The organism is Neisseria sp. P0021.S007 (genome assembly GCF_051956855.1).
The window spans coordinates 1-681 of record NZ_JBQCXA010000550.1; the positions used below are offsets into that span (position 1 = coordinate 1).

Consider the following 681-nt stretch of genomic DNA (forward strand, 5'->3'; position numbering starts at 1 on the left):
GTTTGAACGATAAGGGGATTTTATACTATTTTTGCTAGGGGAAAGGAAAGGCCGTCTGAAAGTTTCAGACGGCCTTCAAGAGGGTAGATATAAAAAAAGGGGGGTGGCACTCAGCCACACCCAAACACACACACATCAAGAGGAAAGAAAAATCATTTAATAAGAGAGCTGGCTCTTATCGAGGAAACTGGAAGATTAGGGCATGGCCCTGAATCATTGAAAGGCATTATAAATGAAAATAGGATTGGGGTATTGACACAGGTCAATTCTGTTTTAATTTAGAAAATATATCTCTAAGATAGTGGAAATAAATTATAAATAAGCTAAGGCCATCAGGCCGTCTGAATAATCGGTTTCAGACGACCTGATGGTTTTAAGGGCTACTATTTACGATATAAATTAGGTATTAAGCCAAACCTTTATCTTTGGCTTCTTGCAGGCGGGCTTCAAAGTTGCTGAGATTGACTCCTGCCTGTTCGGCTGCGGCAACCACTTCGGCTACGGATGCGCCGTGTTGCACTTGATGATAACCCCAAAGCAGGGAGCAGCGAGTGCCGGTGCGGCAGAAGGCAAGAATGGGAGCCGGAGATTGTTGCAACAGATTTTGGAAGGCTGCAACATCGGCTACGGTGATTTGAGGCGCAACGACGGGCTGGTGGGAAAATTGGTTGATGCCAGCCT

The 681-nt window shown here is 44.9% G+C and carries 1 protein-coding gene; it reads right to left on the reverse strand.

All coding sequences use genetic code 11. From position 1 onward, the window contains the following. Positions 1-406 precede the first annotated feature (406 nt). A partial coding sequence (locus ACTHUR_RS14550) for a TIGR01244 family sulfur transferase (RefSeq protein ID WP_440399293.1) occupies positions 407-681 on the reverse strand: 275 nt, incomplete at its 5' end.